Annotated in this window: 24 protein-coding genes; 12 read left to right on the forward strand and 12 right to left on the reverse strand. The window is 56.1% G+C overall.

Features of this window, described 5'->3' with window-relative positions:
• Window positions 1–77: 77 nt before the first annotated feature.
• On the reverse strand, window positions 78–1,397 hold the full coding sequence (gene rstB, locus AAE045_RS05000) for a two-component system sensor histidine kinase RstB (RefSeq protein ID WP_455546739.1): 1,320 nt from the start codon (window positions 1,395–1,397) through the stop codon (window positions 78–80).
• A 205-nt stretch (window positions 1,398–1,602) separates the two neighbouring features.
• Between rstB and zinT the strand changes: the two genes are divergently transcribed.
• A complete protein-coding gene (gene zinT, locus AAE045_RS05005; RefSeq protein ID WP_455546740.1) occupies window positions 1,603–2,241 on the forward strand; it encodes a metal-binding protein ZinT in 639 nt (212 codons plus the stop codon).
• Between the two features lie 25 nt (window positions 2,242–2,266).
• Here zinT and rstA read toward each other — a convergent pair whose 3' ends face one another.
• The 4 genes from rstA to ydgH form a co-directional block, all read right to left on the reverse strand.
• Window positions 2,267–2,995, reverse strand: coding sequence for a two-component system response regulator RstA (gene rstA / locus AAE045_RS05010; RefSeq protein WP_455546741.1), 729 nt, complete (start codon window positions 2,993–2,995; stop codon window positions 2,267–2,269).
• 87 nt (window positions 2,996–3,082) lie between these two features.
• Entirely contained in the window at window positions 3,083–3,808 is a 726-nt protein-coding gene (gene folM, locus AAE045_RS05015; protein WP_455546742.1) for a dihydromonapterin reductase, read from the reverse strand.
• A gap of 33 nt (window positions 3,809–3,841) precedes the next feature.
• Window positions 3,842–5,224: an amino acid permease gene (locus tag AAE045_RS05020; RefSeq protein ID WP_455546743.1), complete on the reverse strand. Its 1,383-nt coding sequence runs from the start codon at window positions 5,222–5,224 to the stop codon at window positions 3,842–3,844.
• A gap of 197 nt (window positions 5,225–5,421) precedes the next feature.
• The gene (ydgH, locus tag AAE045_RS05025; RefSeq protein ID WP_455546744.1) at window positions 5,422–6,366 is read right to left on the reverse strand and encodes a DUF1471 family protein YdgH; all 945 of its coding nucleotides are present in this window, start codon (window positions 6,364–6,366) and stop codon (window positions 5,422–5,424) included.
• 544 nt (window positions 6,367–6,910) lie between these two features.
• On the opposite strand from ydgH, the gene pntA reads away from it, so the two are divergent.
• The 3 genes from pntA (at window position 6,911) to AAE045_RS05040 (ending at window position 10,283) form a co-directional block, all read left to right on the forward strand.
• Window positions 6,911–8,440 carry a Re/Si-specific NAD(P)(+) transhydrogenase subunit alpha gene (gene pntA, locus AAE045_RS05030; RefSeq protein ID WP_455546745.1) on the forward strand — a complete coding sequence of 510 codons (1,530 nt, stop codon included), beginning with the start codon at window positions 6,911–6,913 and terminating at the stop codon, window positions 8,438–8,440.
• A 10-nt stretch (window positions 8,441–8,450) separates the two neighbouring features.
• The gene (gene pntB / locus AAE045_RS05035) at window positions 8,451–9,839 is read left to right on the forward strand and encodes a Re/Si-specific NAD(P)(+) transhydrogenase subunit beta (protein WP_455546746.1); all 1,389 of its coding nucleotides are present in this window, start codon (window positions 8,451–8,453) and stop codon (window positions 9,837–9,839) included.
• Between the two features lie 294 nt (window positions 9,840–10,133).
• Entirely contained in the window at window positions 10,134–10,283 is a 150-nt protein-coding gene (locus AAE045_RS05040; protein WP_455546747.1) for a Hok/Gef family protein, read from the forward strand.
• A 132-nt stretch (window positions 10,284–10,415) separates the two neighbouring features.
• Here the strand turns inward: AAE045_RS05040 and uspE are convergent, their stop codons facing one another.
• From uspE to ogt, 3 genes are all read right to left on the reverse strand, one after another.
• Complete coding sequence (gene uspE, locus AAE045_RS05045) at window positions 10,416–11,366, reverse strand: universal stress protein UspE (RefSeq protein ID WP_455546748.1); 951 nt, start codon at window positions 11,364–11,366, stop codon at window positions 10,416–10,418.
• Window positions 11,367–11,500: 134 nt separating this feature from the next.
• Window positions 11,501–12,253, reverse strand: a complete 753-nt coding sequence (fnr, locus tag AAE045_RS05050; RefSeq protein ID WP_455547168.1) for a fumarate/nitrate reduction transcriptional regulator Fnr — start codon at window positions 12,251–12,253, stop codon at window positions 11,501–11,503.
• 207 nt (window positions 12,254–12,460) lie between these two features.
• Window positions 12,461–12,976 carry a methylated-DNA--[protein]-cysteine S-methyltransferase gene (ogt, locus tag AAE045_RS05055; RefSeq protein WP_455546749.1) on the reverse strand — a complete coding sequence of 172 codons (516 nt, stop codon included), beginning with the start codon at window positions 12,974–12,976 and terminating at the stop codon, window positions 12,461–12,463.
• A 226-nt stretch (window positions 12,977–13,202) separates the two neighbouring features.
• Here ogt and smrA point away from each other — a divergent pair, with 226 nt between their 5' ends.
• Window positions 13,203–13,766 (forward strand): DNA endonuclease SmrA, encoded by a 564-nt coding sequence (smrA, locus tag AAE045_RS05060; protein ID WP_455546750.1) that lies wholly within the window; start codon window positions 13,203–13,205, stop codon window positions 13,764–13,766.
• Between the two features lie 4 nt (window positions 13,767–13,770).
• Here the strand turns inward: smrA and AAE045_RS05065 are convergent, their stop codons facing one another.
• Window positions 13,771–14,577 (reverse strand): IclR family transcriptional regulator domain-containing protein, encoded by an 807-nt coding sequence (locus tag AAE045_RS05065; RefSeq protein WP_455546751.1) that lies wholly within the window; start codon window positions 14,575–14,577, stop codon window positions 13,771–13,773.
• A 168-nt stretch (window positions 14,578–14,745) separates the two neighbouring features.
• On the opposite strand from AAE045_RS05065, the gene AAE045_RS05070 reads away from it, so the two are divergent.
• From AAE045_RS05070 to pcaC, 6 genes are read left to right on the forward strand one after another with little or no spacing between them, the layout of a single operon-like run.
• Entirely contained in the window at window positions 14,746–15,435 is a 690-nt protein-coding gene (locus tag AAE045_RS05070; protein WP_455546752.1) for a 3-oxoacid CoA-transferase subunit A, read from the forward strand.
• A gap of 11 nt (window positions 15,436–15,446) precedes the next feature.
• Window positions 15,447–16,103 (forward strand): 3-oxoacid CoA-transferase subunit B, encoded by a 657-nt coding sequence (locus AAE045_RS05075; protein ID WP_455546753.1) that lies wholly within the window; start codon window positions 15,447–15,449, stop codon window positions 16,101–16,103.
• A gap of 9 nt (window positions 16,104–16,112) precedes the next feature.
• Window positions 16,113–17,315 carry a 3-oxoadipyl-CoA thiolase gene (gene pcaF, locus AAE045_RS05080; protein ID WP_455546754.1) on the forward strand — a complete coding sequence of 401 codons (1,203 nt, stop codon included), beginning with the start codon at window positions 16,113–16,115 and terminating at the stop codon, window positions 17,313–17,315.
• Between the two features lie 9 nt (window positions 17,316–17,324).
• Window positions 17,325–18,677 carry a 3-carboxy-cis,cis-muconate cycloisomerase gene (locus tag AAE045_RS05085; RefSeq protein ID WP_455546755.1) on the forward strand — a complete coding sequence of 451 codons (1,353 nt, stop codon included), beginning with the start codon at window positions 17,325–17,327 and terminating at the stop codon, window positions 18,675–18,677.
• A complete protein-coding gene (pcaD, locus tag AAE045_RS05090; protein ID WP_455546756.1) occupies window positions 18,674–19,438 on the forward strand; it encodes a 3-oxoadipate enol-lactonase in 765 nt (254 codons plus the stop codon). The genes AAE045_RS05085 and pcaD overlap by 4 nt, the downstream gene beginning before the upstream one ends.
• Window positions 19,438–19,818, forward strand: a complete 381-nt coding sequence (gene pcaC / locus AAE045_RS05095; protein WP_455546757.1) for a 4-carboxymuconolactone decarboxylase — start codon at window positions 19,438–19,440, stop codon at window positions 19,816–19,818. Before pcaD ends, pcaC begins: the two co-directional genes overlap by 1 nt.
• An 84-nt stretch (window positions 19,819–19,902) precedes the next feature.
• Here pcaC and AAE045_RS05100 read toward each other — a convergent pair whose 3' ends face one another.
• The 3 genes from AAE045_RS05100 to pcaH form a co-directional block, all read right to left on the reverse strand.
• Window positions 19,903–20,826, reverse strand: a complete 924-nt coding sequence (locus AAE045_RS05100; protein WP_455546758.1) for a LysR substrate-binding domain-containing protein — start codon at window positions 20,824–20,826, stop codon at window positions 19,903–19,905.
• Between the two features lie 151 nt (window positions 20,827–20,977).
• Window positions 20,978–21,598, reverse strand: a complete 621-nt coding sequence (gene pcaG, locus AAE045_RS05105) for a protocatechuate 3,4-dioxygenase subunit alpha (RefSeq protein WP_455546759.1) — start codon at window positions 21,596–21,598, stop codon at window positions 20,978–20,980.
• Complete coding sequence (pcaH, locus tag AAE045_RS05110) at window positions 21,595–22,335, reverse strand: protocatechuate 3,4-dioxygenase subunit beta (RefSeq protein ID WP_455424565.1); 741 nt, start codon at window positions 22,333–22,335, stop codon at window positions 21,595–21,597. Before pcaH ends, pcaG begins: the two co-directional genes overlap by 4 nt.
• A 249-nt stretch (window positions 22,336–22,584) precedes the next feature.
• Between pcaH and hglS the strand changes: the two genes are divergently transcribed.
• Window positions 22,585–23,928, forward strand: a complete 1,344-nt coding sequence (hglS, locus tag AAE045_RS05115; RefSeq protein WP_455546760.1) for a 2-oxoadipate dioxygenase/decarboxylase HglS — start codon at window positions 22,585–22,587, stop codon at window positions 23,926–23,928.
• The last annotated feature ends 5 nt before the right edge of the window (window positions 23,929–23,933 follow it).

A 23,933-nucleotide genomic window follows, 5' to 3' on the forward strand; every position in this document is an offset into this window, starting at 1 on the left:
CTTTAGTTACAACATACTTATAGGGTTATAGCACGTCGGCGACAACCTGACCACCGGCGTATTCTGTGTCAGGCAGGTCAGGCGGTTTTTGATTCCTGCGCGGGATTTAGTTCGGGTTTAAAGGAGGTGACCGGCCAGCTAAAATGAAAACGTGCGCCGCCCAGTGGCCCGCTGTCTACGCGGACAGCTCCTCCCATAGCCATCGCGACGGAATGAACAATCGCCAGTCCTAAGCCGCAGCCGCCGGTTGCCCTGTCGCGGCTGGGATCCAGGCGGACGAACGGCTGGAAAACATGCTCACGCTCCTCCACCGGAATGCCGGGGCCGTCGTCTTCAACTACCAGCGTGGCGATTTGCCGATCGAGGCGCAGACTTACGCTCAGCTGCTGCTGGCTGTAGCGCAGGGCGTTGTTAATCAGATTATCCGTTACGCGCTCAAGAAGGCGCAGATCGACCTGGCCGAAGTCACCCACCGCAGGGCATTGCAGAGCAATTTCACGATGCGGGTGAATCACGCGCACATCAGCAATATGATTTCGCATCCACTCAGGCAGATTTACCGCTGTCAGGTGCAGCTCAGTCCGCGGCCTGTCCAGGCGGGCGTAGGTCAGCAGCTCATCAATCAGCCCCTCAAGCTGGCCGATATCACGATTCAGAGCCTGGGATTCTTCTTCGGTCAGGTTTTCACTCATTTCAAGCCGATAGCGCAGGCGAACCAGCGGCGTGCGCAGCTCATGTGCGATACCGTCAATCAGTAACTTTTTGCTTGCGATAAGCGCATTGATATTGTCCGCCATCTGGTTGAAGGCAACGCCGAGGCGCTCAAAGCTCGAGGCGCTGTCGAAGTGAATCCGCTCGTTAAGATGGCCTTTCCCCAGGCGCTGTGCCGCCGTCTCCAGTTTAAGCATGTCCTGCCAGTGCGGGCGCATCCAGATGAACACCGGGAAGGCGAGTGAGATGGCGATAAAAATCATCAGACCGACGTCCAGCAGGCGCATCTGGTGCAGGAAGAAGAGATAGGGAATAGGGCCAACCGCCAGCACGTAATGGCTGCGGGGGATGCGCTGGATAAAAGTGTACTCATCGTCAAGGGCGACAATTTCACCTTCCCGCAGGTGGCGGGCGGTCATCTCATCCAGCTTAAACTTGCTCATCGGTTCGATGTTCAGCTTAAAAGATAGGTTGAGGTCGAGATCGTTGATGGTTTTATTCCAGTCGCGCGGCGGGATTTCGCGGAGTTCGCTGCGCATCAGGTACAGCGAGCTTTTCATTAAATCGTCGAGCGACTGGCGGCCGGCCCGCTCGGCGGTAAATTTATAGACCAGCCCGACCAGCATCGTCATCACCAGAAAGCAGACGAACAGCAGGAGATAAAACTGAATAAAAAGTTTCTTCATCGAAATTAGCCAGCCTGATTACGTTGACTCACCGCCGTCTGACGGGACCTTACCGGAACAAGAGTATGCCCGTGTCTTTTCTGGCTGGCTATGAAAACAGGGCGGCACGCGCGGCGCATCCCTACGGAGAGCGTGGTTGATTCTGCCAAATGTTATGATATAACATTTCAGTTAAACCGATAGCGACGCAGGAGAGCGTAATAAGATGAAGAACGTATTTTATATTCTGGGGTTAGGCGCTTTATTAAGTAGTTCGCATGCCATGGCACACGCTCACCATCACGGTAAGCCATTGACGGAAGTGGAACAAAAAGCGAGCGAGGGAGTATTTGATAATTCGAACGTAAAGGACCGTTCGCTAAGCGACTGGGAGGGCATCTGGCAATCGGTGAATCCTTATTTGCTGGACGGCGACTTAACGCCGGTTCTCGAGCAGAAAGCCAAAAAAACGGGCAAGTCGCTCGCTGACCTGCAGGCCTATTACAAGGCAGGCTATGCTACTGACGTTGATATGATTGGCATCGAAAATAACGTTATGGAGTTTCACGTTGGCAAACAGGTTAACTCCTGTGAATACGCTTACGCAGGCTACAAGATCCTGAATTACACCTCCGGGAAAAAAGGGGTTCGCTACCTTTTTGAATGTCAGGACGCCGCGTCAAAGGCGCCAAAATATGTGCAGTTCAGCGATCATATTATTGGCCCACGGAAGTCTTCGCACTACCATATTTTTATGGGCAACGATTCCCAAGCCGCGCTGCTGAAAGAAATGGATAACTGGCCGACGTTTTACCCTTACAACATGACGAAGGCGCAGGTCGTGGACGAAATGCTGCACCACTAAACCTGATAGCGAGCCTGAGCTGAATTCAGGCTTCGCTTTCCCAGGCGTGCGGTGCGAAAAGATAGCCTTTATTACGCACGGTTTTTATACGGAACGGCTCCGTTGCGCTGTCGTACAGCTTCTTGCGCAGTCGCGAGATAGCAACGTCCACGCTTCTGTCCATCCCGTCATAACTCACTCCCCGCAGGTTTTTCAGCAGCGCATCCCGGTCCATAATCTGCCCCGCATGCGTCGCCAGCTCCCACAGTAAGTCGAAATCTGCCGTCGACAGCGCGATATTCTCTTCGCCTAAAGTAACCTGCCGGTTCAGCGGGTCGATGCACAGCGTGCCAAAACGCATCGCTTTATGCGGTTTCAGCGCCGCTGGAGTGGTTTCAGCGGTGTGCTGCGCAGAAATTCTTTGCCGCAGATGCAGGCGCAGCCTTGCGAGCAGCACCGCGGGGGGCGTGGTCTTCAGAATATAATCGTTGGCGCCCATTTCCAGCGACAGAATATGGTTCATGTCGCTGTCCAGCGAGGTCAGCAGCACGATGGGGCCGTCCCACTGCGGGCGCAGGTCCCGACAGAGCGTCATGCCATCTTTGCCGGGGAGCATCACGTCCAGCAGCACCAGGTCAGGCTGCTGTTGTTTAATGACTTCTTCCGCGCGGTCGCCGCGGCTTTCGACGATGACATCAATGTCGTGTTTCCCAAGGTAGGCGGCAATCAGCGAGCCCACTTCAGCATCATCTTCCACGTATACGATTTTATTCATAGCCCGGCACATTTGCAGAAAAGAGGAAAATACACTGAGGAAATCTATTATGCCATCAATGGCGGGTAAACAACTTTAATCGAAGAATCAGCGCAGGGGACGGCCGCCGTCTACGGCGAACGTTCTGCCGGTAACGTACCGGCTCTCAAGCAGATAATTAACCAGCGCCACAATTTCCGCTTCACCGGGCGCAATTTTCATTAATGATTTATTGAGCGCAGCCTTACGGTACTCCGCATCATCCTGCTCGTTAAACATGATCATGGCCGGGGCGATGGCGTTGACCTTTATTTCAGGCGCAAGCTTACGGGCAAACGAACGGGTAAGGTTATCCAGCGCTGCTTTACTGGCCGCATAGGCGATGTGCTTTTCACTGCCGCGCTCCACGACGTAATCAGTAAAATGAATAATATCGGCGCCGGCTTGTCCCTGGCCGCGGAGCAGCGGTTCCAGCAGATGGTTAAGAAGGTAGGGGGTGTTAACATGAATCTGAAGCATGGCGGCCAGCGTATCGCTTAACGGCACGTCCGCCGACTCCGCCTGCCATGCGCTGGCATTATGAATAACTGCTCTGAGGCTGCTGCAGCGTCCCATCACGTCATCAGCAAAGGTGCGGATGCCCGCCTCAGTGGAAAAATCAGCAAACAGGCAGAACGCCCCGGCGGCTTCGAGTTCATCTATCGCTGGGTATCGAGTCCGAAAAGTTACAATCACTGGCAGACGGCGGGCGAGGAACGATTTTGCAAGGGCAAGCCCGATACGGCGACCGGCGCCGGTTATCAAAATTGGGGCTGGGGTTGGCTCTGCAAACATTAATGGTTCCTCGTGACTCGCGGCAGAAAGATGTTATCTGACCAGTATCCACGTTGCCGGGAAGGCAGCCACCAGCATCATGCCGATAATCGCTTTTTCCTTCACTTTCAGCGTTCCCTCATGGGTGTGCGTGCTGCGGGCATAGATAAAGACCAGTAATCCAGGCGCATACAATACCACCGAGAGCAGCAGGTGCATCGGGCCAGATGCGTAAAGTAACCATAAACCATAAATGCAGGCGCCAAGACCGATAGCTTTATGCAACGGGCGAGTTGCAACCTTCAGTAAAAATGCCCCCACCAGGAAATAGGGGACGAGGATCATCTCGGAGGCAATCGTCAGCAGCGTGTTGTAATCAGAGCCGGTAAGCCAGATCAGCACCAGGCAGACCTGAACGCTGATGTTTGTCAGCCACAGGGAGGCCGAAGGGGCGTTGTTTTTATTCTGACGAGCAAAGATCTTCGGAAATGCTTTATGGGTTGCGGCCAGCAGCGGGACTTCGGCGGCCATAATCGTCCAGCTTAAGTAAGCGCCACAAACCGAAACAATCAGTCCGGCAGCAATAATAACTTCACCCCATGGACCCATCATGTCGACCATGATCCCTGCCATCGATGGGTTGCGCATTGTCGCCAGCTCCGGGCGGGCGACGACACCAAGCGACAACAATGTCACCAGCAGATACACGCCGAGCGCAGCTATTACTGCCAGCAGCGTTGCGCGCCCAACGTCCTTTTTATTGCGGGCACGAGCAGAAACGACCACCGCGCCCTCTACGCCGATGAATACCCATAACGTGATCAGCATGGTGTTCTTAACCTGCTCCCACACCGGCACCCCTAATTCCAGTCCGCTAAAGTCGAGGCTGAAGGTTCGCAGCTGAAATGCCATGGCGGCCAGAACAACAAACATACCCAGCGGGAGAAGCTTGGCGAGCGTCGCCACCAGATTAATACTCGCCGCAGTCTGTACGCCACGCAGCACCAGCCAGTGGACCATCCACAGCAGGACCGACGCGCCGACTATCGCCTGCCAGGTGTTGCCGTCGCCAAAGATGCGCAGCGCTGGAGTATCGGTGAAGAAACTTAAAGCGGAAAAGACGATCACCAGGTAGGAGACATTGGCTATTACCGCGCAGAGCCAGTAGCCCCACGCAGAGAAAAAGCCGATAAGCTCACCGAAACCTTCCCGGGCATAGGTAAAAATGCCGCCGTCCAGCTCGGGACGCAGGCGGGTCAGAACCAGCATCGCCAGCGCCAGCAGGAGGATACCCGCTCCGGTAATCGCCCAGCCGATAAGCAGTGCCGCGGGGCTTGCAACGGCCGCCATATTTTGCGGCAGGCTAAACACCCCGGCGCCGAGCATTGAACTAAGCACCAGGGCGGTTAATGCGGCAAGGCCAAGTTTCTTTTCCATAGGTGTCCTGTAAGTGTAAGAAAGGACCCAGAATAATTATTATGCTTTAGCGCATAAAAATGGAGGATCACACTAAGGCGCGGGATTTTACGGACACTGAACTCTGCTTGCAATGACATGCACCATAATTTGGACTAATCGGGTAAAAAGAGGACATAAAAAAGGGCAGCCGCGGCTGCCCTGAAGGAAAAACACTCTTATTTAAAGAGGTCTGCGCTGACGGTCATATTGCCGCCACGCTCCTGCCACTGGCGCGTTACGTGATAATACTTCGCACCTTTTTTGGCAGCACGCTTCGCGACCTGATAGGACACGTCGGTCATGCCGTTAAAGTGGCCGGTAAACTGAATATTGTCGAACGGCACCATCTGAGCGGCGGTGATTTTATTCACCTCTTCGACTTTGGTTCCGTCCGGAAGCGTTACAGTGTAACGGCCACCTTTAGAAGACTGGGTTTCAAAGAAGCGACCAACGTCAGTTGACGGGGATGAAGAGGTAGCCACGCCCGGGATTTCAACTTTAGCCGCTTCTGCGCCGCCAGCAGCGAGGGCGGCCTTACCTGCTTGTGAATCGGCAGGGATAGCATCCGCACTTTGCACCACGCGTTTTTTAGCATCGGCTTTATAGATAAACGCGGTGATACGCTGGTTGCCGCCCTGGTTGGCATCAACCTGACGCACGATGAAGAAAGAGGCAGCACCTTTGGCCTTAGCCGCTTTGGTGATGACGTCATTCACTTCCGGCTGGCTGCGGTAAAAGCCCTGAACCGTAACGGTATCGAATGGCTCCAGCAGGTAGGCCTGCTCCTTTGGCAGCTCCATCACGCCGTTAATCACGCGGTTGCCTTTGACGTCCGCTTTAGGCGCATCTGCGTGGAACACATCTGCTACGACGCGCCAGTTGCCGCTGTTACCGGTGTCGTTGAGATCCTGAATATAGAAAGAAGCGGCGCCTGCATCGTCTGCACGGCGAGAAACGGCTTTGGCCGCGTCGCTGATCGCATTAAAACGACCCGTAACGACGATGCGATCAAAAGGTTTAAGAGAGGCCGCTTGCTCTGGAGTCAGTTCCTGGGCCGCCTGCACGGACAGGGTGGTCAGGGAGATAAGTGCTGACGCCAGAAGGGTGTTCTTGAGCTTCATAAAATAATCCTTCGCCTTGCGCAAAAATGAATACTTAACCGCATTCTCTGAAAGTATCTGTAAGCCGCAGATTATTGCATTGAAATAGTGCTACTGTCTGCGCCATTTTTAAAAGTGGTGTTTGTCCAGGCAGTTAATTTTCATAACGAAAATTTATAGGTGCGGGAATTGCCTTGTTGACCACTAAAAGCGATAAATCTTATCACTTATTTGGTTAATGCAATGTTAAATCACCGTTTTGAACCCGTGTAGATGCCTGTTTTGCCGCTTCGCTTAAGCGTAATATCAGGCATTGAGAAAGAAATTTAGTTTAAAAGAGCTGTCTGAAGGCATTTACCCTGAGATTTTGCGGTAAAGATACAAATACTGCGATCATGATGTGGATCACAGGCGTTATTTTCAGTAGGTTATAAAAAGTTTGTTACAGATGTATTTTTTGTTGAAGCAGTAACGGAAATTGCGTTGGTCAGACTTCAGGGGCAACACATGAGTTTGCTGCGACAATCTGACAAACCATCATAAAAAACAGATGGAAGGGAATACTATGCGTATTGGTGTACCAAAAGAGCGGTGGGCCGGTGAATCCCGCGTGGCTGCCACACCGAAGACCGTGGAGCAGCTGCTGAAACTTGGGTTCACTGTCGCCATTGAAAGTGGCGCAGGGAAGCTGGCGAGCTTCGACGACGAAGCGTTTCAACTGGCAGGAGCCACCGTTACCAACACGGCGGACGTCTGGCAGTCAGATATCATTTTAAAAGTGAATGCTCCGCAGGACAGCGAAATTGCGCTGATGCGTGAGGGTTCAACGCTGGTCAGCTTTATCTGGCCTGCGCAAAATGCGGAGCTGCTGGAAAAACTGGCGGCGCGCAATGTAACCGTGATGGCGATGGACTCCGTGCCGCGTATCTCACGCGCCCAGTCTCTTGATGCCCTGAGCTCCATGGCAAACATTGCCGGCTATCGCGCCATTGTTGAGGCTGCCCATGAATTTGGCCGCTTCTTTACCGGGCAGATCACCGCCGCAGGTAAAGTCCCACCGGCAAAAGTGATGGTTATCGGCGCTGGCGTTGCGGGCCTTGCGGCCATCGGCGCAGCTAACAGCCTCGGCGCTATCGTTCGTGCCTTCGACACCCGCCCTGAAGTTAAAGAGCAGGTCCAGAGTATGGGCGCAGAGTTCCTCGAACTCGACTTCAAAGAAGAAGCCGGTAGCGGCGATGGTTACGCTAAAGTTATGTCCGCTGCGTTCATTGAAGCGGAAATGGCACTTTTTGCCGCTCAGGCAAAAGAAGTCGATATCATCGTCACCACGGCGCTGATCCCGGGCAAACCTGCACCAAAACTTATTACCCGCGAAATGGTTGATTCCATGCAGCCGGGAAGCGTGATTGTCGATCTGGCGGCCCAGAACGGCGGTAACTGCGAATACACCGTGGCAGATAAAATCACCGTTACGCCAAATGGCGTGCGCGTTATTGGCTATACGGATTTGCCAGGTCGTCTGCCGACGCAGTCCTCGCAGCTCTATGGCACCAACCTCGTTAACCTCCTTAAGCTGCTGGCCAAAGAAAAAGACGGCAACATTAACGTCGATTTTGAAGACGTGGTGATCCGTGGCGTAACGGTAATTCGCGAAGGTGAAGTCACATGGCCTGCACCGCCGATTCAGGTTTCTGCTCAGCCTCAGGCCGCGCAGCCTAAAGCTGCCGCTCCCGTTGAAGAGAAAAAACCGGCTTCACCATGGCGTAAATATGCATTTATGGCGCTGGCTATCATCCTCTTCGGCTGGCTTGCCGACGTCGCGCCGAAAGAGTTCCTGGGACACTTTACCGTCTTCGCGCTGGCGTGCGTGGTAGGTTATTACGTGGTCTGGAACGTCTCTCACGCGCTGCATACGCCGTTAATGTCGGTAACTAACGCCATTTCAGGGATTATCGTGGTTGGCGCGCTGTTGCAGATTGGTCACGGTGGCTGGGTCAGCTTCCTGAGCTTTATAGCCGTGCTGATTGCCAGTATTAATATTTTCGGTGGATTCACCGTCACTCAGCGCATGCTGAAAATGTTCCGGAAGAACTAAGGGGTAACAAATGTCTGGTGGATTAGTTACAGCTGCATACATTGTTGCCGCGATCCTGTTTATTTTCAGCCTTGCAGGGCTTTCAAAGCACGAGACCTCTAAGCAGGGCAACCTGTTTGGCATGGCCGGTATGGCCATCGCGCTGGTGGCAACCATCTTCGGGCCGGAAACGGGCAACGTGGTATGGATTATCGTGGCCATGGTTATCGGTGGCGCTATCGGCATCCATCTGGCGAAGAAGGTCGAAATGACTGAAATGCCAGAGCTGGTGGCGATCCTGCACAGCTTTGTTGGCCTGGCGGCCGTTCTGGTTGGCTTCAACAGCTACCTGGATCACGCGCCTGGCCTTGAGCCGGTGATGGAAAACATCCATTTAACCGAGGTGTTCCTCGGCATCTTCATTGGCGCGGTAACCTTCACGGGTTCTATCGTGGCGTTCGGCAAGCTGCGCGGAAAAATCTCCTCTAAGCCGCTGATGCTGCCAAACCGTCACAAGCTGAATCTGGCGGCAATCGTCATTTCGTTTGCGCTACTGATCGTGTTTGTGCGCACCGAAAGCGTGGGCCTGCAGGTTCTGGCGCTGCTGTTGATGACTATCATCGCGCTGGTGATTGGCTGGCACCTGGTGGCCTCAATCGGCGGTGCGGATATGCCGGTTGTGGTTTCGATGCTGAACTCCTACTCCGGCTGGGCCGCAGCGGCAGCGGGCTTTATGCTCAGCAACGACCTGCTGATCGTAACGGGTGCGCTGGTAGGTTCTTCTGGTGCGATTCTGTCTTACATCATGTGTAAGGCGATGAACCGTTCTTTCATCAGCGTGATTGCGGGTGGCTTCGGTACGGACGGTTCTTCTACCGGTGACGATGAAGAAGCGGGTGAACACCGTGAAATCACGGCGGAAGAAACAGCAGAAATGCTGAAGAACTCCAGCTCTGTGATCATCACCCCTGGATACGGCATGGCGGTTGCGCAGGCTCAGTATCCGGTGGCAGAAATCACCGAGAAGCTTCGTGCTCGCGGTATTAAAGTACGCTTCGGCATTCACCCTGTGGCGGGGCGTTTACCGGGACACATGAACGTCCTGCTGGCTGAAGCGCGCGTGCCTTATGACGTGGTGCTTGAAATGGATGAAATCAACGATGATTTCACCGATACCGACACCGTGCTGGTGATCGGCGCCAACGATACGGTTAACCCGGCGGCACAGGAAGATCCGCGCAGCCCAATCGCCGGTATGCCGGTGCTGGAAGTATGGAAAGCGCAGAACGTCATTGTCTTCAAACGTTCAATGAACACCGGCTATGCTGGCGTACAGAACCCGCTGTTCTTTAAGGACAATACGCAGATGCTGTTTGGCGATGCCAAGGCGAGCGTTGAAGCGATCCTGAAATCGCTCTGATTTGCGAGACGATTCACAAAGCCGCCTTTCGGGGCGGTTTTTTTTTGCGACTTAATATTTGCAAAATGAATGCAACGTTACATTCAACCGCTTGAATCTATGGAATAAAAAGTAGCGTCGGAAGATGGGGGTGGGTAAAATGTGACCGGGTGCTGAAGCTGTCGGCTTCGAACCCCATGGCGAAAAGCAGGCAGAAAAAAGCCCCGAGTTAGTTAACCCAACCCGAGGCCCTCTCATGCCTAGACCCCATGATAGTAGCCTCTTAACATTGTGTTTGCAACGCAGGAGGCGAAGATGTCGTCACAAAATAAGTTGTTCAGTACGATAGTTATCTGTCTGACAATCCTCATGATTATATTTCTGATAAAGGATTCACTCTGTGAATTACACATCAGAAATGGCGGCATGGAGATGGTGGCATCATTAGCCTGCCGTAAGGAGTAAACGCGGCGTTTTGCAGGTCAGTGGCGGGGGAGTATCCCCGCCACGCAGGCGTCTGGCATGCGGGTTAAGCACCCTGTTAAACAAAAAGGCCGCCCATGTTCTGCACGGGCGGCCTTTTATTAGCATCAGTAATTAATCGTCTTCATCGTCGTCCAGCTCAACCGGCGTCTGGAACGAGTCCGGTTTAATGACCAGCAAATCGCAGCGCAGATGATCGATAACCTGTTCAGCGGTGTTACCCAGGAACGCGGCGGAAAGCCCCGTACGACCGACGGTGCCCAGCACCACAATCCCAGCCTGCAGGTGTTCGGCAAGATCGGGGATGACCTCTTCCGGCAGGCCCTTCTCGACGTGGGTCATTTTTTCGTCGATGCCAAACTGCTGGCGGATGGCCTTCATGGCAACAAGATGCTGACCGCGTATCGCATCGTTATAGACGCTCGGGTCAAAATCAGGCAACTCGATGGCGATGTTAATAGGGGTGACCGGGTATGCCCCCACCAGGTGAACTTCCGTGTGGTTAACATCTTCCGCCAGCCGAATGGTCTCTTTAACCAGCTTTTCGTTCAGCGCGTTGTGGTACTGCTCTTCGCTCGCAAGGTTTACGGCTACCAGCGCCTTGCCGTCTTCAGGCCACGGCCTGTCGTTTACCATCCAGACAGGGCACGGGCATTTACGCAGCAGGTGCCAGTCGGTGGGGGTGAAAATCACGGCTTCGAGCTTGTCGTGCTGGTGGGTCATTTTCAGCAGCAGATCGTGACCACCGCTGATGATTTCCTGAATGATGGCTTCAAAAGGACGGTTGTGCCACACCACTTTGATTTCAATGGGGATGCCGGCCTCGATGTAATACTGCGCCTGTTCTTTGATCCAGGCCGCGCGCTGGCTGATAACGCCTTTGCGCATGGCCGTGCGCTCGTCGGGAGATAAGAGGGTGGTCATCTCGTAGGAAAAATCGTAGATCGGCAAGAATGCTTTGATTCTGCCGCCAATCCGTTGGTGCAGATAAACCGCACGCCGCAAGGCAGGCTGGTCGTCCTGGTTAGGATCGATCGCGACTAGCATGTTTTGATACTTTGCCATACAGGGTCTCCTTACAACTGCTCAACCACAGTCTGTTAAGTAAGATTAACCCATAAGAGGGGATTGAAACAGGTGGGAAGCCGTTGCCGGATCAAAAACATAGAAAAAAGCGATCCGGCACGGGAAAGGAGAAATCAGGCAACGCTGCGTGACTGTCCTGCGAGCTGCGAGAGCAGTTCGGTATTTTCGATGGTGATGTATTTGCCTTTGACCGCCAGCATACCGCTCTTCTGGAAACGCCCCAGCAGACGGCTGATGGTTTCGACCGTCAGACCCAGATAGTTACCGATATCGCCGCGGGTCATGGTCAGGCGGAATTCGCGAGGGGAGAAGCCGCGCTGCGCGAAACGACGTGACAGATTGTAGATAAATGCCGCCAGGCGCTCTTCCGCATTCTTTTTAGAAAGCAGCAGGATCATGTCCTGATCGCCTTTGATCTCACCGCTCATCAGACGCATCATCTGCTGGCGCAGGTTAGGCATCTTCCCGGATAAATCATCCAGCGTCTCGAAAGGAATTTCACAAACCATAGAGGTTTCGAGGGCCTGCGCAAAGCTAGGGTGGTGCGCCGTGCCGATAGCATCGAAGCCAACCAGGTCGCCCGCCAGATGGAAGCCGGTGATCTGCTCGTCACCCTGTTCGGTGATGGTATAGCTTTTGATGGTCCCTGAACGGATAGCGTACAGCGATTTCAGTTCATCACCCGCTTTAAACAGGGTCTGACCCTTCTGGATTGGCTTTTTACGCTCGATGATATTATCAAGCTGATCCAGCTCATGCTCGTTGAGCGTAAAAGGGATGCACAATTGACTGATGCTGCAATCCTGGCAATGGATAGCACAACCGCCAGACTGAATGCGTCGGATAATTCGCTTTTCAGGGATCATAGATATGCTCGGGCAGTAATTGATATTGGTCAATTTTAACATCTTTTTGCCGGGCACGTAAGTATGGAGAATCCCCATTCAGAAATTAATGATATATTCTGTGAATTATTAGGCCCCATCTTATTGAAAATCAAGAAAGTCCAAAATATTGATGGTGGAAGGCCAGCGCATTTTTCGCCTGTTCAGTCAGATGGCGTCGTCAGAGGGCTAAAGCAGAAGGTAGCCTTCGTGCCGCAGAAGCCACTCTTTGCGGGTTACGCCGCCCGCGTAGCCTGTCATCGTGCCATTACGACCTATCACTCTGTGGCAGGGAACAACGATACTCACCGGATTTGAGCCATTAGCAGCGCCCACCGCTCGGGCGGCACCCGCGCGCCCAAGCTGTTCCGCAAGCTGGCCATAATGCATCACCTGACCACAGGGAATGGTGCGCAGCGTCTTCCAGACCTCACGCTGAAACTCGGTTCCCGCCGTTGCCGTAGGCAGAGTTTCTATCACGCTCAGATCGCCATCAAAATAATCACGCAGTCTGTCGCTCAGGCCGCCTGGATTTGTGCTGCTGACGCGCTGATAGCCTTCGGCGCGATAGTGAACACCCAGTAGTTGCACCATGCGGTCGCTGTGTTCCTCCCACTCAACGGCCCGCAGGCGGAACTGTTCATCACACAGGATCCACAGTGGCCCAAGCGGGGTGGTGATTTTGTCTTCCAGCAGTATCAGCATAATGCGCTCCCTGACATTTCAGGCACGGGTGAATTCCCGGCCAGGCGGCTGGTCAATAAGATACCACGCCATAAGAAGCCGCAGCCAGCTACCCAAAAGATTGGCATAAATGATAATCCCTTAGAGTAATGCTGCCGGGGTCTGGCCTGAGCGGCTCGTTGAAGCCGTTGAGGAAGGGAATTGCTGCGGTTATAGTACCCCGATTGCCGGTACCGGAGGATTGCTCATGAACCTTGACGACAAATCGCTGTTTCTGGACGCCATGGAGGATGTCAAACCGCTGAAGAACTGCGCTAGCAGCCAGTGGCTCAAACCGGTTAAAGAGAAAGTCCCTCAGAAAATCGACGCCCTTCAGCTGGATAATTTCCTGACTACAGGCTTTCTGGAAGTCGTGCCCCTTGCTACACCGCTTGAATTCAAGCGTGAAGGGCTGCAAACCGGCGTGCTGGATAAGCTCCGGCTGGGGAAATACAGCCAGGAGGCCAGCCTTAACCTCCTGCGTCAGCCCGTTGAACAGTGCCGCCAGCTGCTGTTTGCTTATCTCCAGCAGGCGAAGCAGGACGGACTGCGTAACCTGCTGATTGTGCATGGCAAGGGCCGCGAAGACCGATCGCATGCCAACATCATTCGCAGCTACCTTGCCCGCTGGCTGACGGAGTTTGAAGAAGTGCAGGCGTTCTGCTGCGCGATGCCGCATCACGGCGGCAGCGGCGCCTGTTACGTGGCGCTGAAAAAATCCGCTCAGGCAAAGCTCGACAACTGGGAACGCCACGCCAAACGCAGCCGCTGATCCGCTATTTCAGCAGCAAAGACAACTCCTGCGCGGCCTCCTGCAGTTTGGGCAGCACCCGGCTGCGCAGCTCATCCGCCGATACCTGTCCCGCATGAACGCCCACGTTCAGAGCGGCGACGACAACCCCTTCCGGAGTAACCAGCGGCACGGCAATCGAACGCAGCCCCATCTCCAGCTCCTGGTCGTTCAGGGCATAGCCCTGCTGATGCACCCGTTTCAGCTCCTCGCGCAGTTTCGCCACGGACTCTACCGTTTGCGGCGTATAGCGAATCATCGTGATCCGCCCCAGGAAATCCGTCAGCTGCTCTTCGGGCAGATAGCTCAGCAGCACGCGGCCCATTGACGTGGACCAGGCCGGCAGGCGGCTGCCGATATCCAGATCGATTGTCATGATGCGCGAACTGGAGGCGCGGGCGATATACAAAATGTCGTCCCCGTCCAGGGTGGCAATCGAGCAGGACTCGTTGAGCATTTCGCTCAGGTGTTTAAGCACCGGCTGGGTGGATTTCGCCAGCGGCGTGGAGGCCAGATAAGCATGGCCCAGGGAAAGGATCCGCGGGCGCAGCTGAAAGTTTTTGCCGTCTTCTGCGTAGACAAAGCCCAGCTTGCCCAGCGTATACAGGCAGCGGCGAACGGCGGCGCGGGGGATACCCGTCTTCTGGCTAATCTGCGAAATTGAAAGCAGGCGGCGTTGGGGGGTAAACGCCTGAATCACTTCCAACCCGCGGGCCAGCGTTGCCATAAAATTAGGGTCGCCCTTGAACGGGTCGCCATCGCCTGCCGGTAAGTCCTGCCGTTGGTTTTCCATTTTTTCTCCCGAAATATCGCCATCGATCACACTCTCAAAACAAACATACAGGATGTTCGATAATCGCACCATATTTCGATTATCGAACTTGACCAGCTTCGTTAAGCGCGTCACATTTTGTGCGAACAACGCGAATTTGTGCGAATAGCGCACCTCAAGGAGCATGTGATGATTAATAAAAGCGTGGCTTCGCCAAGCGATGCCGTAGCCGGGATCGAGGACGGGGCGACCATCATGATTGGCGGCTTCGGCAGCGCGGGCCAGCCAACGGCCCTGATTGATGCGCTGATAGCGCAGGGTGCCCGCGACCTCACCATCATCAACAACAACGCGGGCAACGGTGAAGTCGGGCTCGCGGCGCTGCTTAAAGCCGGGCGGGTTCGCAAAATGATCTGCTCCTTCCCACGCCAGGTCGATTCCCAGATTTTCGACGACCTCTATCGCCGCGGCAAAGTTGAGCTGGAGCTGGTGCCACAGGGCAACCTGGCGGCCCGCATCCAGGCGGCAGGCTCAGGCCTCGGGGCGGTTTTTACCCCGACCGGATTTGGAACGCCGCTCGCAGAAGGGAAGGAGACTCGCGAAATAGACGGCCGTCATTACGTTCTTGAATATCCACTGAAGGCAGATTTCGCGCTGATCAAAGCCCATGAAGGCGACCGCTGGGGCAATCTTGTGTATCGCAAAGCCGCGCGTAATTTCGGGCCGATTATGGCGACGGCGGCAGCGGTCACCATTGCTGAGGTCAGCCGTCTGGTTGCCCTGGGCGAGCTTGACCCGGAAAACGTGGTGACGCCGGGGATTTTCGTCCAGCGCGTTGTCTCTCTGGAAACCCTGTCGGACGCAGCCCGCAGCGCATAAGGAAAAAACCGATGAAAAAACTGACTCGTGACGAAATGGCCCAGCGCGTGGCGCGTGATATCCCGGAGGGAGCGTACGTCAACCTTGGCATTGGCCTGCCGACCCGCATCGCGAACTATCTGCCAGCGGACAAAGAAATTTTCCTGCACAGCGAAAACGGGCTGCTGGGCATGGGGCCGAAACCGGCACCGGGCGAAGAAGATCCGGAGCTTATCAACGCCGGCAAAGAGCACGTTACGCTGCTGACGGGCGGCTGCTTTTTCCATCACGGCGACTCGTTTGCCATGATGCGCGGCGGCCATCTTGATATTTGCGTACTCGGCGCTTACCAGGTGTCTGCGCAGGGCGATCTGGCGAACTGGAGCACCGGCGCACCGGACGCCATTCCGGCAGTAGGCGGCGCTATGGATCTGGCGATTGGCGCACGTCAGGTCTTCGTCATGATGGATCATCTGACCCGCGACGGTGAGTGCAAGCTCGTTAAAACCTGCACCTATCCGCTGACGGGCGTAGGCTGCGTCAGCCGCATTTATACCGATCTTGCGGTGATTGATATCACCGACGATGGCCCGGTCGTCCGGGAGATCTTCAACGGCCTCTCTTTCGAAGAGCTACAGCGTCTCACACCGGTCAGGCTGGGCTTCCAGCAGCTGGCAGAAAGCGCGTAAGGAACTATGATGAATCAGGCATTTATCTGCGACGCAGTGCGCACTCCGTTTGGCCGCTACGGCGGGTCCTTCTCTTCTTTGCGCGCTGACGATCTCGCCGCACTGCCGTTGAAAGCGCTGATGGCGCGCCATCCAAATCTCGACTGGTCGCTTGTCGACGACGTGATTTACGGCTGCGCGAACCAGGCGGGGGAAGACAACCGCAACGTGGCGCGTATGGCGCTGCTGCTGGCAGGCCTGCCGGAAAGCGTACCGGGCAGCACTATCAACCGGCTTTGCGGCTCAAGCCTGGATGCGATTGGCGTGGCGGCGCGAGCAATAAAAAGCGGTGAAACGCAGCTGATGATTGCGGGCGGCGTGGAAAGCATGTCCCGGGCGCCGTTTGTGATGGGCAAATCTGACAGCGCGTTCAGCCGCAGCATGAAAATGGAAGATACCACCATCGGCTGGCGCTTTATCAACCCGCTGATGAAGGCGCAGTACGGCGTGGATTCAATGCCGGAAACGGCCGAAAACGTGGCGACCGACTTCAGAATCAATCGTGAAGATCAGGATGCCTTCGCGCTTCGCAGCCAGCTTCGCACCGCCCGCGCCCAGGAGACGGGCGTCTTTGCCGACGAGCTTATTCCGGTTTTCGTTCCGCAGCGCAAAGGCGACGCGCTGCTGTTCGACCGTGATGAACATCCGCGATCCACTTCGCGTGAAGCGCTGGCTAAACTGAAAGGAGTTGTGGGCGCTGACGGTACGGTTACTGCGGGTAACGCTTCGGGCGTAAACGACGGAGCCTGCGCGCTGCTGCTGGCAAGCGAACAGGCCCTGAACGCTAACGGTCTGCTGCCGCTGGCGAGAGTTGTCGGCGTGGCAACCGCAGGCGTAGCGCCTCGTATTATGGGCTTCGGCCCGGCACCGGCCGTTCGCAAAGTGCTGGCGCAAACGGGGCTAACGCTCGGCCAGATGGATGTGATTGAATTAAATGAGGCTTTCGCCGCCCAGGCGCTGGCGGTGATGCGGGATTTAGGGCTGCCGGATGACGCTGAACACGTTAATCCGAACGGCGGGGCCATCGCGTTAGGCCATCCGCTGGGGGCTTCCGGCGGCCGTCTGGCAATGACGGCGGCGTACCAGTTAAAACGCACCGGCGGCCGCTACGCGTTGTGCACGATGTGTATCGGCGTAGGCCAGGGGATTGCACTGATTATCGAACGCGTTTAAGGAGCAGGCATGGGATTGTATAACCCGCTGTTACGGGGCTCGGCGCTGACGCAAACATTCTGCGATGCGCGTACGTTACAGGGGATGCTGGATTTTGAGGCCGCGCTGGCTGCGGCGCAGGGGAAGTGCGGCGTGATACCGACGTCGGCGGTGAGCATCATCGCTGGCGAATGCCGGGCCGATAAGTTTGATGCCGACGCGCTGGCGCAGTCTGCCGCAGGTGCGGGAAACCTGGCTATACCGCTGGTTAAGCAACTGACTGCCAATGTGAAAAAACAGCAGGAGCAGGCTGCCCGCTACGTTCACTGGGGAGCCACCAGCCAGGACGCTATCGATACCGGCATGGTGCTGCAAATCCGTGAGGCGATAGCGGTCTCCGAAACCCTGCTGATAAAACTCATCGATTCGCTTGTTGCGCAGATCCAACGCCACCGGCACAGCGTGATGCCAGGGCGCACCTGGATGCAGCACGCTTTGCCCATCACCTTTGGGCTGAAGCTGGCGGGAACGCTCGATGCGCTATTACGCTGGCAGGAACGATTGCACCAGCTGAAGCCACGCGTGCTGGTGCTTCAGCTGGGCGGCGCGGCGGGAACGCTGGCATCTTTAAAAGTTCAGGGTAAGGAAGTAACCGAAGCCCTGGCGCGGGAGCTTAACCTTGCCCAGGCGGATACCCCCTGGCACACCCAGCGCGATCGCTTTCTTGAAATTGCGGGCTGGTTCGCAGGGGTGAGCAGCACGCTGGGCAAATTCGCCAATGATTTCGCATTATTGATGCAAACCGAGGTTGCGGAAGTGGGCGAACCGGTAGCGGAAGGGCGCGGCGGGTCGTCAACTATGCCGCACAAGCGCAACCCGGTTAGCTGTGCCGCCGTACTTAACGCCGTTACCCGTGTCCCAGGGCTGATGGCGACGCTGTATGCCAGTCAGATCCAGCAGCATGAGCGCGCGCTCGGCGGCTGGCAGGCAGAATGGGAGACGCTGCCCGAGCTGGTGATGCTCTCGGGCGGCATAATGCAAACCTCCCTGGAGCTGCTGAACGGCATGCAGGTGAATACTGCGAAAATGCGCGCAAATCTGGATATCACCCACGGTCTGATTATGGCGGAGTCCGTCACGCTCGCGCTGGCAAAGCATATCGGCAAGCAGCCCGCGCATCATCTTGTGGAACAGCTCTGCCACCGCGCGCTGGACGAACATCTTCCGCTGGCGACTTTGCTGGCACAGCATCCAGAGGTCACCCCGCATCTCACCGGGCAACAAATTAACCATCTGCTCGAACCTGAACACGCCACCGGCTGCGCGGAACACTTCATCCGCCAGGTGCTGGAGCGTGCCGGGCAGCAACAGGAGCATTCATGACAAGCCATTATCAGCTTGAAGGGCGCAGCGATGCGCCGGTTATCGTCCTGGCGAACTCGCTGGGGACGACGCTTGCAATGTGGCAGCCGCAGATGGCCGCGCTGCTGGAGCATTTCCGGGTGCTGCGCTACGACACGCACGGACACGGCCTGACCAGCAAAAATGACAAAACGAGCCTGCCGCAGCTGGCGGAGGACGTCATCAGCGTGATGGATGACGCGGGGGTTAAGCAGGCGCATTTCTGCGGTATTTCAATGGGCGGCCTGACCGGGCTGTGGCTGGCCCGCTTTGCCCCGGAGCGTTTTTTGTCGGTCACCGTGTCGAACAGCGCCGCTAAAATTGGCGAACAGTCCGGCTGGCTCAGCCGCGCGCGGTCGGTACGCAGCGACGGAATGGATGCCGTTGCCGAAAGCGCCGCCGCGCGCTGGTTCACCGAAGCGTTCGTTAAGGAGAACAAAGCGCAGGTGGATGAGCTGGTAGCTGGGCTTGCTGCCACGGATGCTGAAGGGTATGCCGCCTGCTGTGAAGCGCTGGCCGCTGCCGATTTGCGGGCGGAAATTGGCGCGATAACGCTCCCGGTTCTGCTGATAGCAGGGCAGGAGGATCCGGTTACCACGCTTGCGGACAGCGAATTTATGCAGGCCCAGATCCCAGGTTCGCAGCTGGTGAGCGTGGCCGCATCGCACCTGGCCAGTATTGAAGCAGCGCAGCCCTTCACCGATGCCCTGGTGAAGTTCATCAAACAGCAGGAGGCCAGATAATGAAGGATGAAGATCGCTACCAGCAGGGAATGGAGGTCCGTCGCGCGGTGCTGGGTGACGCCCACGTTGACCGCACGCTGACGCAAATCACGCCGCTGAACGACGAGTTTCAGAATTTCATCACCCGCTACGCCTGGGGCGATATCTGGACGCGTCCGGGGCTTGAGCGCCACACGCGCAGCATGATCACCATCGCGATGCTGATTGCGCTAAACCGTGAAGCAGAGCTGAAAATGCATCTGCGGGCGGCGTTTAATAACGGCGTGACAAAAGACGAGATAAAAGAGCTGATCATGCATTCTGCGCTGTACTGCGGGTTGCCCGCCGCCAACGCCACCATGCATCTTGCCCAGCAGGTTTTTGACGAGCTGGACGCCTGAAAATAAAACCGCGTCGTGAGAAGCGTCATCTGACAAATCCCGGTGAATCAACTCTGCGTTATTCACCGGGATTTATGGAGACCATTAGCCCGGCATCGACTTACGAATTGAAGCCAGCAGGATCATGGCGGCAGGCGATAGCGTAGTGTCCACCCGGGTCAGAATGCCGATAGGTTCACCGGCTCCCTGGGTAGCCACCGGCAGCGCCGTCAGCGTGCCCTGACGTAAATCCTCTTTCACCGCCCCTGACGGCACAAACCAGACGTAGTTATAGTCCACGGTAAGCTGGCGAGAAAGCGACGCCGAGAGCGTTTCTATGCACGTTGCCGGAAGCTTGCAGTTCTGGCTTGTCAGCAGCGTTTCGGCATTCTGGCGCGGTATGGTTCCCTTCGGGGAGACAACAACCGGCCATTCCATAACGCGGCTTAAGGTAATATTTTCCTGCAAAAGGGGATGCCCCGGCCGAACCACCAGCTTCAGCGACTCCAGGAACAGCAGCTCATAGTTCAGCCCTGTCATCAGCTCCGGGTCGGACATCCGCCCAATCCCCAGATCCAGCTCGCCAGATTTCAGCCCCGCCAGCAGCATGGTGTTGTTCATGGTGCCGACCTGCAGCGTCACGTCGCTTTGCTGTTTATGAAACTGGCCGATAACCATAGGCAGTATGCCCAGCGCGGCGGTAGGCAGCGCGCCAATCCTGACAATGCTCGAGGTTTGCCCGTCTTTGCGATTAAGGGACTGGCCCGCATGGTTCAGCGCATCCAGTACTTTTACCGCATGGGTGAGGAACTGTTCGCCAACCAGCGTCAGCTGCGCGCCGAGGCGGCCACGGTCGAACAGGCGGGTGCCGGTGAGCTGCTCCAGCTCGTTGAGCGTTTTTGACAGGGCAGGCTGGCTCAGATTAAGCGTTTCGGCCGCGCGCCCCAGCGTTCCCTGTTGAGCGACGGCCACGAAGGTGTGGAGATGGCGCAAGCGAATGCGCTGACTGAAAAGACCATTTTTTTCCATAGGCGATGTTAAAAACAGACGGGCCGCGGTGACAAGGTATGTTGTTTGATTATGTTAACCTACCAGCAAAATATCATTAACATTTTAATCATTTGCATAACATTAACCGGATTGCCGGGCGGATGTGAGCAGGCGACATCCGCCCCGGCCATCAGAGGTCAAAAAATACCGTCTCGTTTTCACCCTGAAGATAGATATCGAACGTGTAAACCACCTCGTTGCCGCGCTTTTCACGTTTGCCAGTCAATGTATTACGACGCACTTCCCATTCGATCAGGTTGAGTACCGGATCCTCGGCGTTTGCAGCCTGTTCATCGGAAAAATACATCCGGGTATTCAGGCCGATGTTGATGCCGCGAGCGACAATCCACAGGTTCAGGTGCGGGGCCATCATTCTGCCGTCACGTCCTGCGACCGGGCCGGGCTTGATGGTCTCGAAGCGCCAGACGCCGCTGTCAAAGTCAGAGCAGGTGCGCCCCCAGCCGCGAAAATCCTCATCGATTTTTTTCTCCTGCTGCTGGTCAGCGGGATGGTTATAACGTCCGGCGGCGTTGGCCTGCCACACCTCAAGCAGCACGTCGCGCACCGGGGTGCCCGAGCCGTCAAACACCCGGCCTTCAACAACGATCCGTTCCCCTTCGGTGTGGGCGTTCGTCAGGATATGGCTGAAGTTCGTCTCGAAGATGTTGAACCCGGCAGCGTTCGGGGCGAGGCCAATATGGACGTATGGACCAGCCGTCTGCGAGGCGGTTTCCCTTAAATAATCTTTCATCGTGCGGCCCCCTGGGTGCGGTTTTCAAACAGCGTGGCGCGATGGCCGCGCAGGACCAGATCGAAGCGGTACGCAAGGCTGTCCAGCGGCACGGCGGCATGGGTATCCAGCTCGGCAATCAGCGTGCGTATCGCATCGTCGTTATTGATGGTTTTGACAATCGGGCACTGCTTGATCAGCGGGTCGCCTTCGAAATACATCTGGGTGATCAGCCGCTGGCCAAAGGACTCGCCGGAAAGAGAGAAGTGGATATGCGAAGGCCGCCAGTCGCTGGCCTGGTTACGCCACGGATACGGGCCGGGCTTAATCGTTCTGAAAAAGTAGTAGCCATTCTCATCGGTCAGCACGCGCCCGCAGCCGCCAAAATTCGGGTCGACGGGCGCTAGATATTTATCTTTTTTGTGTCGATAGCGACCGCCAGCGTTGGCCTGCCAGACCTCCACCAGCGTGTTTTTCATCGGGCGGCCAAAGCCGTCGCGCACGTAGCCATGAACGATAATACGTTCGCCAATCGGCAGCCCGTCTTTGGCGTAATTCATAATAAGGTCGTTATCCAGCGGCCCTAAATCTTTCTCGCCGAACACCGGCCCGGTAATTTCTGACAGCGAGTTTTGCAGGGAGATGAGCGCGTTGCGGGGTGAACGCAGCACGCTGGTTTTATAGCCCGGCGCGAACGCCGGGGGATGTGAATCATAGTCGCGATGCACAAGCTCGCGGGGTTGCCACAGTCGGGACATAGCTGGCTCCAGGTGTAGGGTAGGTGAGGTCGTTATGGTTATCGTCTTTGCCCGAGCCAGTCTCGGTTAATGAAATGTTAAATTAAAGTGAATTTATGGCCTTATTTACATCACTACAGGTTATGAAATATTCCGTTACCATTACCAAATGCTCAGCGCTGTAAAGCAGATCACAAAACGCAAATTCTTCGCCCTGACTTGCCGCCCAGACTCTACTCTTTCAGCAATATTCACTGGAGACACGACATCATGGCGAACAACATCACGGCTGATGAGATTCGGGAAAAATTTTCGCACGCAATGTCGGCGATGTACCAGCAAGAGGTGCCGCAGTACGGCACGCTGTTAGACCTTGTCGCCGATGTGAATCTGGCGGTACTGGAAAATGACCCGCAGCTGCACCAGCAGCTGGAGAATGCGGATGAGCTGGCGAGGCTGAACGTGGAGCGCCACGGCGCTATTCGCGTGGGAAAAGCGGAGGAGCTGGCGACCTTACGGCGCCTGTTTGCCGTCATGGGGATGCAGCCGGTCGGCTATTACGATCTGTCGCAGGCTGGCGTGCCTGTACATTCCACCGCGTTTCGCCCGGTTGACGACACGGCGCTTGCCTGCAACCCGTTCCGTGTATTTACCTCGCTGCTGCGCCTGGAGCTGATCGAGAACGAAGCGCTGCGGAAGAAGGCTGCGTCCATTCTCGCAAAACGCGATATCTTTACCCCGCGCAGCCGGGCGCTGCTCGATATCTTTGATAAGCAGGGCGGGCTGAGCGAAGCACAGGCCGACGAGTTTGTGCGCGAGGCGCTGGAAACCTTCCGCTGGCACAGCCACGCGACGGTGGACGCCCAGACGTACCAGGCGCTCCACGATCAGCACCGGCTGATTGCGGACGTCGTCTGTTTCCGGGGCTGCCATATCAACCATCTCACCCCAAGAACGCTGGATATCGACCGGGTTCAGGCTTTGATGCCGGAATATGGTATTTCGCCGAAAGCAATCATCGAAGGGCCGCCGCGCCGTGAATTCCCCATCCTGCTGCGCCAGACCAGCTTTAAAGCGCTTGAAGAGCCGATCCTGTTTGCCGGAGAACATCACGGTACCCATACCGCCCGCTTCGGGGAGATAGAACAGCGCGGCGTGGCGCTGACGCCAAAGGGACGCGCGCTTTATGACGAGCTGCTGCTTGCCGCAGGCAACGGCAAAGATAACCTCAGCCACCAGCACCATTTACAGGAGGTGTTCAGCCGCCTCCCGGACAGCGATGCGCTCCTGCGCCGCCAGGCGCTGGCCTATTTCCGCTATCGGTTAACGCCCGCGGGAGAGATGCATCGCCAGAGCATCAGGCCCGGCGACGACCCGCAGCTGCTGATTGAACGCGGCTGGCTGGTGGCGCAGCCTATTACCTACGAAGACTTTCTGCCGGTCAGCGCCGCGGGCATCTTCCAGTCGAACCTCGGCGGTGAAAACGGTGCCCGCAGCCACGGTCAGGCAAGCCGCGAGGCGTTCGAACAGGCGCTTGGCGCACCGGTGGCCAATGAATTTGAGCTCTATCAGCAGGCGGAGGATCGCAGTAAACGGCGTTGCGGTCTGCTCTAAACGCG

This window comes from Dryocola clanedunensis (assembly GCF_038405435.1).
GTDB lineage: Bacteria > Pseudomonadota > Gammaproteobacteria > Enterobacterales > Enterobacteriaceae > Dryocola > Dryocola clanedunensis_A.

Excerpts from the sequence above, each read along its gene's own strand:
- smrA (WP_455546750.1), top strand. The coding sequence starts at position 13,203 with ATGAACCTTGACGACAAATCGCTGTTTCTGGACGCCATGGAGGATGTC.
- ogt (WP_455546749.1), bottom strand. The coding sequence starts at position 12,976 with ATGCTGATACTGCTGGAAGACAAAATCACCACCCCGCTTGGGCCACTG.
- pcaH (WP_455424565.1), bottom strand. The coding sequence starts at position 22,335 with ATGTCCCGACTGTGGCAACCCCGCGAGCTTGTGCATCGCGACTATGAT.
- pntA (WP_455546745.1), top strand. The coding sequence starts at position 6,911 with ATGCGTATTGGTGTACCAAAAGAGCGGTGGGCCGGTGAATCCCGCGTG.
- AAE045_RS05070 (WP_455546752.1), top strand. The coding sequence starts at position 14,746 with ATGATTAATAAAAGCGTGGCTTCGCCAAGCGATGCCGTAGCCGGGATC.
- AAE045_RS05075 (WP_455546753.1), top strand. The coding sequence starts at position 15,447 with ATGAAAAAACTGACTCGTGACGAAATGGCCCAGCGCGTGGCGCGTGAT.
- AAE045_RS05100 (WP_455546758.1), bottom strand. The coding sequence starts at position 20,826 with ATGGAAAAAAATGGTCTTTTCAGTCAGCGCATTCGCTTGCGCCATCTC.
- zinT (WP_455546740.1), top strand. The coding sequence starts at position 1,603 with ATGAAGAACGTATTTTATATTCTGGGGTTAGGCGCTTTATTAAGTAGT.
- pcaC (WP_455546757.1), top strand. The coding sequence starts at position 19,438 with ATGAAGGATGAAGATCGCTACCAGCAGGGAATGGAGGTCCGTCGCGCG.
- hglS (WP_455546760.1), top strand. The coding sequence starts at position 22,585 with ATGGCGAACAACATCACGGCTGATGAGATTCGGGAAAAATTTTCGCAC.
- AAE045_RS05040 (WP_455546747.1), top strand. The coding sequence starts at position 10,134 with ATGTCGTCACAAAATAAGTTGTTCAGTACGATAGTTATCTGTCTGACA.
- pcaG (WP_455546759.1), bottom strand. The coding sequence starts at position 21,598 with ATGAAAGATTATTTAAGGGAAACCGCCTCGCAGACGGCTGGTCCATAC.
- pntB (WP_455546746.1), top strand. The coding sequence starts at position 8,451 with ATGTCTGGTGGATTAGTTACAGCTGCATACATTGTTGCCGCGATCCTG.
- folM (WP_455546742.1), bottom strand. The coding sequence starts at position 3,808 with ATGTTTGCAGAGCCAACCCCAGCCCCAATTTTGATAACCGGCGCCGGT.
- AAE045_RS05020 (WP_455546743.1), bottom strand. The coding sequence starts at position 5,224 with ATGGAAAAGAAACTTGGCCTTGCCGCATTAACCGCCCTGGTGCTTAGT.
- uspE (WP_455546748.1), bottom strand. The coding sequence starts at position 11,366 with ATGGCAAAGTATCAAAACATGCTAGTCGCGATCGATCCTAACCAGGAC.
- pcaF (WP_455546754.1), top strand. The coding sequence starts at position 16,113 with ATGAATCAGGCATTTATCTGCGACGCAGTGCGCACTCCGTTTGGCCGC.
- AAE045_RS05085 (WP_455546755.1), top strand. The coding sequence starts at position 17,325 with ATGGGATTGTATAACCCGCTGTTACGGGGCTCGGCGCTGACGCAAACA.
- pcaD (WP_455546756.1), top strand. The coding sequence starts at position 18,674 with ATGACAAGCCATTATCAGCTTGAAGGGCGCAGCGATGCGCCGGTTATC.
- AAE045_RS05065 (WP_455546751.1), bottom strand. The coding sequence starts at position 14,577 with ATGGAAAACCAACGGCAGGACTTACCGGCAGGCGATGGCGACCCGTTC.
- rstB (WP_455546739.1), bottom strand. The coding sequence starts at position 1,397 with ATGAAGAAACTTTTTATTCAGTTTTATCTCCTGCTGTTCGTCTGCTTT.
- rstA (WP_455546741.1), bottom strand. The coding sequence starts at position 2,995 with ATGAATAAAATCGTATACGTGGAAGATGATGCTGAAGTGGGCTCGCTG.
- ydgH (WP_455546744.1), bottom strand. The coding sequence starts at position 6,366 with ATGAAGCTCAAGAACACCCTTCTGGCGTCAGCACTTATCTCCCTGACC.
- fnr (WP_455547168.1), bottom strand. The coding sequence starts at position 12,253 with ATGATCCCTGAAAAGCGAATTATCCGACGCATTCAGTCTGGCGGTTGT.